6 protein-coding genes and 1 pseudogene are annotated in these 8,465 nt (G+C 56.1%); 3 read left to right on the forward strand and 4 right to left on the reverse strand.

Going from position 1 to position 8,465, the window contains the following annotated elements:
* Positions 1-184, forward strand: a 184-nt coding sequence (locus R6U41_RS07085) for a hypothetical protein (RefSeq protein WP_410269135.1), incomplete at its 5' end; no start/stop codon positions are given.
* On the opposite strand, the gene R6U41_RS07090 is transcribed toward R6U41_RS07085, so the two are convergent.
* The 4 genes from R6U41_RS07090 to R6U41_RS07105 all read right to left on the reverse strand — a co-directional run bounded on the left by R6U41_RS07090 (position 114) and on the right by R6U41_RS07105 (position 7,090).
* Positions 114-2,960: an efflux RND transporter permease subunit gene (locus R6U41_RS07090; RefSeq protein WP_410269136.1), complete on the reverse strand. Its 2,847-nt coding sequence runs from the start codon at positions 2,958-2,960 to the stop codon at positions 114-116. The two genes, R6U41_RS07085 and R6U41_RS07090, sit on opposite strands and share 71 nt — an antisense overlap.
* A gap of 12 nt (positions 2,961-2,972) precedes the next feature.
* Positions 2,973-4,478: an efflux RND transporter periplasmic adaptor subunit gene (locus R6U41_RS07095; protein WP_410269137.1), complete on the reverse strand. Its 1,506-nt coding sequence runs from the start codon at positions 4,476-4,478 to the stop codon at positions 2,973-2,975.
* A 33-nt stretch (positions 4,479-4,511) separates the two neighbouring features.
* Positions 4,512-5,771 carry a TolC family protein gene (locus tag R6U41_RS07100; protein WP_410269138.1) on the reverse strand — a complete coding sequence of 420 codons (1,260 nt, stop codon included), beginning with the start codon at positions 5,769-5,771 and terminating at the stop codon, positions 4,512-4,514.
* A gap of 629 nt (positions 5,772-6,400) precedes the next feature.
* On the reverse strand, positions 6,401-7,090 hold the full coding sequence (locus R6U41_RS07105) for a Crp/Fnr family transcriptional regulator (protein WP_410269139.1): 690 nt from the start codon (positions 7,088-7,090) through the stop codon (positions 6,401-6,403).
* Positions 7,091-7,373: 283 nt separating this feature from the next.
* Between R6U41_RS07105 and R6U41_RS07110 the strand changes: the two genes are divergently transcribed.
* Both R6U41_RS07110 and R6U41_RS07115 read left to right on the forward strand, forming a co-directional pair.
* Positions 7,374-8,195 carry a 4Fe-4S dicluster domain-containing protein gene (locus R6U41_RS07110; protein ID WP_410269140.1) on the forward strand — a complete coding sequence of 274 codons (822 nt, stop codon included), beginning with the start codon at positions 7,374-7,376 and terminating at the stop codon, positions 8,193-8,195.
* 4 nt (positions 8,196-8,199) lie between these two features.
* A pseudogene (locus tag R6U41_RS07115) lies at positions 8,200-8,465 on the forward strand (hypothetical protein); the annotation flags it as partial.

Consider the following 8,465-nt stretch of genomic DNA (forward strand, 5'->3'; position numbering starts at 1 on the left):
GTCGGTCCTCGCCGATCCGAATGCATCGGCGCAACTGCAGCAGGCCCTGCCGAACGCGCAACTGCAGCAGCTTGCGTCGGTCGCCGCGGACGGGCAGCAGGTCGCCGGAGCGGTCAGTGTCGCCACCGACCAGACCTCGGCGCCGGGTATATCCATGCGGTTCTTCTGGCGTTTTCGCTTTTGATCATGGGCGGCCCTTTGCGGATTTCAAGGTCGGCGAGCTGGGTAAGGGGCACCTGGGCTCCGGTGGGCGTGGCCACCAGTACCCGCCTGAGCTGCTGCATGTCGTCTCTTAACTCCCGCTTGTAGCGCAGGTTCACGGGATAGCGCTCCAGGCCCTCCACCGTGTAGGTGATATTCATGCCGCCCACTGCGGTCATGATCACTTCCTGGACATCATCGACGGTCAGGCCGTATCGGGCGATTTCATGGCGCCTGATGTTAAAATCCAGGTAATTGCCGCCGGTTGTGCGCTCGGAATAGACCGACAGGGTTCCCGGAATATCGCGCACCACCTGTTCAATGCGGGTGCCCAGCTCGGATAGCACCTCCAGGTCCGGGCCCATGAGCTTGATGCCCACAGGCGTCTTGATGCCGGTGGACAGCATGTCAATGCGGGTTTTAATGGGCATGGTCCAGGCATCGGTGAGCCCCGGAAACCGGATGGCATCGTTTAAGTCCGCTTTTAGCTCCTCGATGGTCATGTGCCGCTGTTCCGGCCAGATCCAGGCAAGCGGGGCTTTCAGCCAACCCGGCCAGGAAGAAAAAAAACGGTCTGTTTGTTTTTTGCGCCACTGGTGAACGATTTCGCCCTTTTTTTTCTCCGGCCAGATCAGGGTCAGGGGCCCCTTGAGCCAGTCGGGCCAGGATGAGAAAAAGCGCTGGACTTCCAGGGTTTCATATTCCACTTTGGGCCGCAGCATGATGGTGGTTTCAATCATGGTCAGCGGTGCCGGATCCGTGGCCGTATCGGCCCGGCCGATTTTGCCGTGCACGCTCCGGACTTCCGGGAAGCGTTTGATGATCTTGTCGGTCTGCTGGAGCAGTTCCCGGGCCTTGGTCACGGAAATACCCGGCAGGGTGGTTGGCATGTAGAGCAGATCGCCTTCGTTTAAGGGGGGCATGAATTCGCTGCCCAGTTGTTTGGCCGGATAATATGTCACCGCAGTGATCAGCAAGGCAATCAGAATTGTTGTCTTGCGCCAGTTGACGACCATGGCGATCACCGGCCGGTAGACGCGAATAAAAAGACGGCTCAGGGGATTTCTGTGTTCCGGCAGGATTTTTTGGGGCACAAGACAGATCACGGCAAAAACAGAAACCGCGATGGCCGCTATCAGGCTCCAGCCGGGAAGGTCCACGCCTGCAATGCCGGCGGCAACAACGATCACCGGCGGGCCTGCTGTGGCGGCAATCCAGATTTGGCGCCTGCGTTTTTTTGAAGTCTGCGGGTCAATGGGCCGCTCGATGATAAAAAACGTCATGAGAACCGGGATGATGGTGATGGCCAAAAGCGAAGAGGCGGCCATGGCAAAGGTCTTGGTATAGGCCAGGGGTTTGAACATCCGGCCGGACTGCTCCTGTAAGGCAAATACCGGGATAAACGACACCGTGATAATCAGCAGGCTGTAAAACAGAGCCGGGCCCACCTCCTTGGAGGCCTCCAGGATGATCTGGTGAAACGGCTTTTTGTCCCGGTCCCGCTCCAGGTGCTTGTGGGCGTTTTCCACCATGACCACCGAAGCGTCCACCATCACGCCGATGGCAATGGCAATGCCGCCCAGGCTCATGATATTGGCGTTAATACCCAGGGGATACATCACCAGAAACGACATCAGCACCCCCACGGGCAGGGTGAACAGGGCCACAAACGCGGATCTGAAGTGCAGGAGAAACAGCACGCAGATCACCGCCACCACCGTGATTTCTTCCACGAGTTTTTTCTGCAGCGCATGCACGGCCCGCTGGATCAACCCGGAGCGGTCGTATCCCATTTCAATGGTTACGCCCTCGGGAAGGGATTTTTCCAGTTCCGCCAGCCTGGTTTTTACCCTGTTGATGGTATCTAAGGCGTTTTCCCCGTAGCGCATCACCACGATGCCCCCGGCGGTCTCCCCCTCGCCGTTCCACTCCAGCACCCCCCGGCGCAGATCAGGGCCCCGGTGGATATCGGCGATGTTTTTCAAAAGAATCGGGGTGCCCCGGTCATCGAGGCCAACGGCGATTTCTTCCATGTCCGCAATGGATTGGATATAGCCCTTGCCCCGCACCATGAATTCGGTTTCGGCCATTTCCACAAGCCGGCCGCCCGCATCGCTGTTGGAGCGCTGAATGGCGCTCCTGACCCGGGAAAGGGGAAGGTTGTAGGCCAGCAGCTTGTTGGGATCCACCTCCACCTGATACTGGTTGACATATCCGCCGATGCCGGCCACTTCGGCCACTCCCTGCACGGACATGAGCTCGTATCGCAAGAACCAGTCCTGGATGCTTCTGAGCTCGGCCAGGTTGTGTTCTCCGGTATGGTCCTTGAGCACATACTCATATACCCAGCCCACGCCCGAGGCGTCCGGACCCAGCTCCGGGGTGACCCCTTCGGGCAGGTCGGATGCCGCACCGTTTAAGTATTCAAGCACCCGGGACCGGGCCCAGTAAAGGTCGGTGCCGTCCTCGAAAATTACGTAGACAAAAGACAGGCCGAAAAAGGAATATCCCCGGACATTTTTGGCGTACGGCACACTGAGCATGGTGGATGTCAGCGGGTAAGTGACCTGGTCTTCGACCACTTCCGGGCCCTGGCCCGGATATTCTGTCATCACGATAACCTGCACGTCAGACAGATCCGGTATGGCGTCCAGGGGGATGGACCGCAGGGCCAGAATGCCGCCGGCAATCACGAAAAGGGTTGCCAGCACCACCATGAACTTGTTGTTGATGGACCATTCAATTATTTTTCCGATCATTCGGCCGCCCCTTTATTCCAGATCCTCAAAAAATGCATCCCCGTTCCGGCCGTTGCTGTTTTCCAGATCATCAAAAAAGTCGTCGTCTCCGGCGCTGTTTTGCCCGGAATCATCGTCTTTTTCCCCGGGAGCTTCGCGTTGGGTCATTTTCCGGGAGGCCTCCCGGAGCTTGGATTCGGAATCAAGCATGAACTGCCCGGAAACCACCACCTGATCGCCCGGGGCCAGGCCCTCAAGGATTTCAATCCGGTCGTTGTCCAGGGGAATTCCGAGTTTTACCTCCCTGGGGGTGAATTTGCCGGCGCTGCGCCGAACAAACACGATATCGCGCTGTCCGGAGCGGAGAACCGCGGATCTGGGCACGTGCAGTCCGGTTTTATCGCTGCTGGTGGCGATTTTCACATCCCCGTACATATCGGGTTTCAAAAACATATCCGGGTTGTCAAATTCCAGCAGCACAACCACGTCCCGGGTTTTGCGCTGAAGATAAGGATAGATGTAGGCCACCTGTCCCTCGTATTTCTCCCCGGGCAGGTAGGGCAGGGTCATTTCGGCTTTCAGGCCCTTCTGCACCCGGGCCAGTTCGTATTCAAAAATATGGGCCTCAACCCAGACGCTCGACAAATCGGCGATTTGATAAATCGTTGTCCCGGATTGGACGTAATCGCCTTCAAGCACGTTTTTTTCCGTCACCACTCCCGTGTACGGAGAGCTGATGGTCAGGGCGTGTTTGACCGCCCCCTGCCCGATGATCTTGTCGATTTCCGACTTGCCAATACCGTAATAGCCCAGCCGGCTTCTGACCGATTCCAGCATTTTTCTGTTGGTTTCATCAGGCCGGCGGCTGTAGTTGCGCCGGGCTTCCAGCAGATCCTGCTGGGCGGTGATCAGTTCCGGTGAATAAAAATCAAACAGCGGATCACCCTTTTTTACCCGGGCGCCGGTGAAATCCACGTGCAGTTTTTCAATCCATCCGCTGAATTTCAGGTTGAGCCGGGCGATGTTGGTTTCATTGTAGGTCACGTGGCCGTAGGTTCTGATGGTGTGGGAAAGCGGTCCCTGCGCCACGGCTACCGTGCGGATGCCCATGTTTTGCTCTGTGACAGGATCAATGGAGATGTTGACACCCCCCACCAGTTCGTCTTCATACACCGGCTCCAGATCCATACCCATGGCGCTTTTTCCGGGTTCGTCATAGATTTCCTCAGGGTTCATGGGCGCGCGCCAGTATGCAATTTCGCGTTCGCCGTCATCTTTATCATCATTTTCATCCACCTCGTCCTTTGGTACAAGCTCCATGCCGCAGATGGGACAATCCCCGGGTTCATCTGTGACCACCTGGGGGTGCATGCTGCAGGTGTACCGGATGTCGCTGTCCTGCTGCTGGCGGTCCGCAAAGGATAGCAGGCCTGAATACCAGGCCGCACCTGTTGCAGCCGCCAGGGTCAGCACAGCGGTGAGAACAATGGCGAGAACCGGAATGCGCCCTGATCGTGTCCGGGCTTTATCTCTAGTCATGGGATTGTTCTTTGAATTCATGGGAAGTGTCCTTCAATGTTTTGCCTCGGCGGCTCCGCCGATCCAGGCCTCGAGTTGGGCGCGTTTCTGGTAAATGTCATAAAAAAGCCGGCTGGCTTCCCGCCTGTATTTCAAAACCCGGATGCGGGCGTCGATCATGGTGTCAAATGCCACCCGGTCCACCTCGTAGGCTTCCTGTGCCGATCTGGCCCACTGGCCGGCCTGTGGTATGAGTTCCTGGGTATAAAGGCGGTATCTGCGCCGGGTGTCGTTTATTTCCGCGGCCAGGGATTTGATCCGGTAGGGCAGCCGGTTGCGCAGATCCCGGTACCGGTTCTGGGCGGAAAATTCATTGCCCGAAGCTGCGGCAACCTCGTTTGACTGTTTGCGTTTGTGCCAAAGCGGTATGTCCATTGCCACCGCGGCTGAAAAGAAGTCCGGCAGGTCCCTTCCGGTGCGGTCTTCTTCGCGCTGCCCGTATGTCAGCCGGATATTGAAGTCTGGATAATAATCCTTTTGCGCAAGCTGCTTTTGCGCCCTGGCGGTTTGGATCCGCGCCTGCATGCCTTGTAAGTCCGGGTTTTTTTCCAGTGCTGCCGCGGCCAGTTTTTTGGCTGAAAGCACAAACCCGGGCTCGGGCAGATCTGCGGGCGGGGCAATGGATGCGTGCTCGCCCCTGTTGGTCAGTTCATGCAGGCGGTCTTCAATGGTGGTTTTGCGGTTTTCAAGTCTGACAGCCTCGTCTTTGAGACGGGACAATTCCACCCCGGCCTGGTAAATGTTCTGCTGCAGGCCCCTTCCAACGCCATAGCGGGTTTGCGCGTCCCTGCGGATGCGCCCCATGAGTTCAGTCAGCTCGTCATTGATCTGCTGGCTTTCAGCCACATACCCGAGTTCATACCAGGCCACAGCCACGTCCCGGGCCAGTTCCAACCTGGCGGCCTCCAGCTCCGCCTGTTTCTGTCTGGCCTCTGCTGCCGCCGCCTCAGAGCGCAAATCCAGCTTGGACAGCCAGGGCACGGTCTGCTCCACAAAGATCTGTTTCTGGGTCATGGGCTCCTGGTCAAATGCAAAGCTATCTGTGGGAATGCTCTGGAGGGCAAATCCGATTTTCGGGTCCGGAAGGGCGCCTGCGGCCGGAATGCGCGTCTTGAGAGCTTCTGCCCGGTCTGCCTTGCTTTGCAGCAGGCGGTTGTTTTCCAGGGCCTCGGTGATGAGCTGCTGCAGTGCGGGCGGGGCCCATATGGGCTCTTTGGCAAAACCTGTGCATGAAAGGCCAGCGGCGAAAACCAAGATTATCGCAGCGGGTAAAAGGTTTTTCCGGATTGCCGGCAATGCTTTTGTCATGATTTTGATCCCGATCAATGGCGGTTTTGGGGTTTGTCTGCCGGCTGCGCCCCGGTCTGGAACGCACCCCGGACGGACAGGGTTTGTCTTAAAATGGTAATGCCTTGATGGAATAACGCAAAATTGATGGCGCCGTAAAAAGTTCAATATCTGCGTTACGCGCAATTTCTCAGAATTTCACGTACGGATAACTACGCTGCATTCTTCGAAATTGCGCAAGCCTTGATCTTGAACTTTTTACGGCTCCATCTGAAATCAGACTTCCAAGGAAGTCCAAGGACGGGGTCGGTTTTTGAAGTGACATTGAGCGTTTACGGAAAAATTCAGCAAATGCCGGAGCTAAAAATTTCAAACTGTTTGAGGCCGACAGGCCGAGTTTTTGAAATTTTAGCGAAGGCATTTGATGAATCCGTAAACGGTCAGGAGCGAAAAAACTGACCCCGGCCGTAGGGCTTCCTTCCTGACAAACAGCGGACGCGGTAAAAAGCTTTTTACGGTGCCATCAAAATTCGGGGCCGGGTGCATAACCGGAAAGAAGGTGTGCATAGACATTCAGAAGGGTTTTGGGGGCGGTGTCAGGCTTCCATTTTTCCGAATTCGGCCAGATCTTCCAGGCCCGGTCTGTCCAGCAGGCGGATGGTCCGGCCCTGGACCTCAACCAGGCCTTGCTCGCTCATTTTGCGCAGCATCCGGGAAAGGGTCTCGGGGATGGTGCCCAGAAAGCTGGCCAGTTGCCCCTTGGAAATATTGAGGGTGATGATATCCGGATTTTTCTGCTCTTCTGCCTGGAGCAGGAAATATCCGGCCAGTCTGGCCGGCACTTCCTTTAACGACAGATTCTCCACCTGGATGGTGAAATTTCTGAGCCTGCGGGAGAGCACGGCCAGCATGTTCATGGCAACAGAGGGATTGGTGGTGATCAGGTCGCGAAAGGCTTTTCTCGGGAAAAACAGCACCCGGCTTTTTTTCACCCCTTCTGCGCTGGCAGGAAAGGCTTTTCCGGAAAATACCGGTACTTCGCCAAAGGGTTCGCCGGGGCCGAACATGTGCAGGATTTGCTCTTTTCCCTCGGTGGACAGCTTGTAGACCTTGATCATGCCTTCAAGGGTTACATAGAATCCATCGCCCGGATCTCCTTCGGAAAAAATCAGCTCGCCCGGGGTCACGGGTTTTTCCACGGCAATGGCGGTTAGTGCCGCAATGTCTTGCTCCGGAAGCCCGGAAAACAGTATGGATTGGGATAATACCTCTTTGGACCGGCTCATTGACCCCTCCTGATTTTTCACCGGAAATATAACAGTTTTTGACATAAATCAAGGAAAGATGGCGCCGTAAAAGTCCAATATCTGCGTTACACGCAATTTCTCAGAATTTCACGTACGGATAAGTACGCTGCATTCTTCGAAATTGCGAAAGCCTTGATTTTGAACTTTTTACGGCGCCATCTGAAATCAGACGTTTACGGTCCCATCAAGGAAACAGTTCGTTGCAAATTGCAGAGTAAAAGTTATAAAGTTCAAGTTGGAGGGAGAAAGCAAGGAGAAGGATATGGAATGGAGCAGCGAGGCCGGGGCCGTGATGAGAAAAGTTCCGTTTTTTGTGAAAAAGCGGGTCCGCAAAAAAGTCGAGGAATATGTGGCGGGCCAGGGGCGCGGCACAGTGACCGTGGATGACGTGTATGCGGTGAAAAAGGGGTATATGGAAAACTTGGAAAAAGAGGTGGCCGGCTTTCGGGTGGAAAACTGCTTCGGCCCCGGCGGCTGCCCGAACCGCGCCGGCCCGGATGAGGATCTGGCCGGTTGCATTGAATCGCTTTTGGCCGGAGCGGACCTGCGGGGGTTTTTGAAAAAAACCGTTAACGGCCCCTTAAAATTTCACCATGAGTTCACCGTCACTTTGGCTGATTGCCCCAATGCCTGTTCCCGGCCCCAGATCCGGGATATCGGCATTATCGGAGCAGCCGTGCCAGGGCTCACGGATAATCCGTGCTCCATGTGCGGCCAGTGCGCGGAGATCTGCAAGGAAGATGCCGTTTCCCTGGATGAAAACCGGCAGATGCCGCAAATCGATGTATCCAGGTGTCTGGACTGCGGCCAGTGCCCCGGGGTGTGCCCCACACAGACCATAGAAACCATACAAAGATGCTACAAGATTTTGCTCGGGGGCAAACTGGGCCGCCATCCCCGGCTGGCCCAGCCCCTGCCGGGCTGCTATGATGCAGATGAAGTGCTTGACATTGTCAAGCGCTGTGTTGATTTTTACAAAAAGCACAGCACCGGGGGAAAACGCTTTGCCCAACTGGCGGCCGAAAGCGGTCCGGAATTGATGGCCGCCCTGGCTGATCTGATCCACGATCCAAAGAAAGGATGAGAATATGCCCATTCCGGGAAACCTGCTGACAACCGCCATGGCAGTGATGCCCCACACGGATGCCGACCGGGCCCTTGAAACGGCCCTGTCCCTGGACATCCCCTTCTGGCCCCAGCTTCCCCGGCTCAGTTATTACGAGGACATGTATGTCCAGGCAGCCGAGCATTTCCCGGGCATTGTGCTGGATGTGGAAAACCGGAAACTGTCTTTTTCCGGAGAAAAATTCGCAGAAGAACTCGGTGATGTCATGGACCGGTTTGATGATCCGGA

The organism is Desulfosalsimonas sp., assembly GCF_046483245.1.
Classification (GTDB): Bacteria; Desulfobacterota; Desulfobacteria; order Desulfobacterales; family Desulfosalsimonadaceae; genus Desulfosalsimonas.

Excerpts from the sequence above, each read along its gene's own strand:
- R6U41_RS07090 (WP_410269136.1), bottom strand. The coding sequence starts at position 2,960 with ATGATCGGAAAAATAATTGAATGGTCCATCAACAACAAGTTCATGGTG.
- R6U41_RS07095 (WP_410269137.1), bottom strand. The coding sequence starts at position 4,478 with ATGACTAGAGATAAAGCCCGGACACGATCAGGGCGCATTCCGGTTCTC.
- R6U41_RS07105 (WP_410269139.1), bottom strand. The coding sequence starts at position 7,090 with ATGAGCCGGTCCAAAGAGGTATTATCCCAATCCATACTGTTTTCCGGG.
- R6U41_RS07110 (WP_410269140.1), top strand. The coding sequence starts at position 7,374 with ATGGAATGGAGCAGCGAGGCCGGGGCCGTGATGAGAAAAGTTCCGTTT.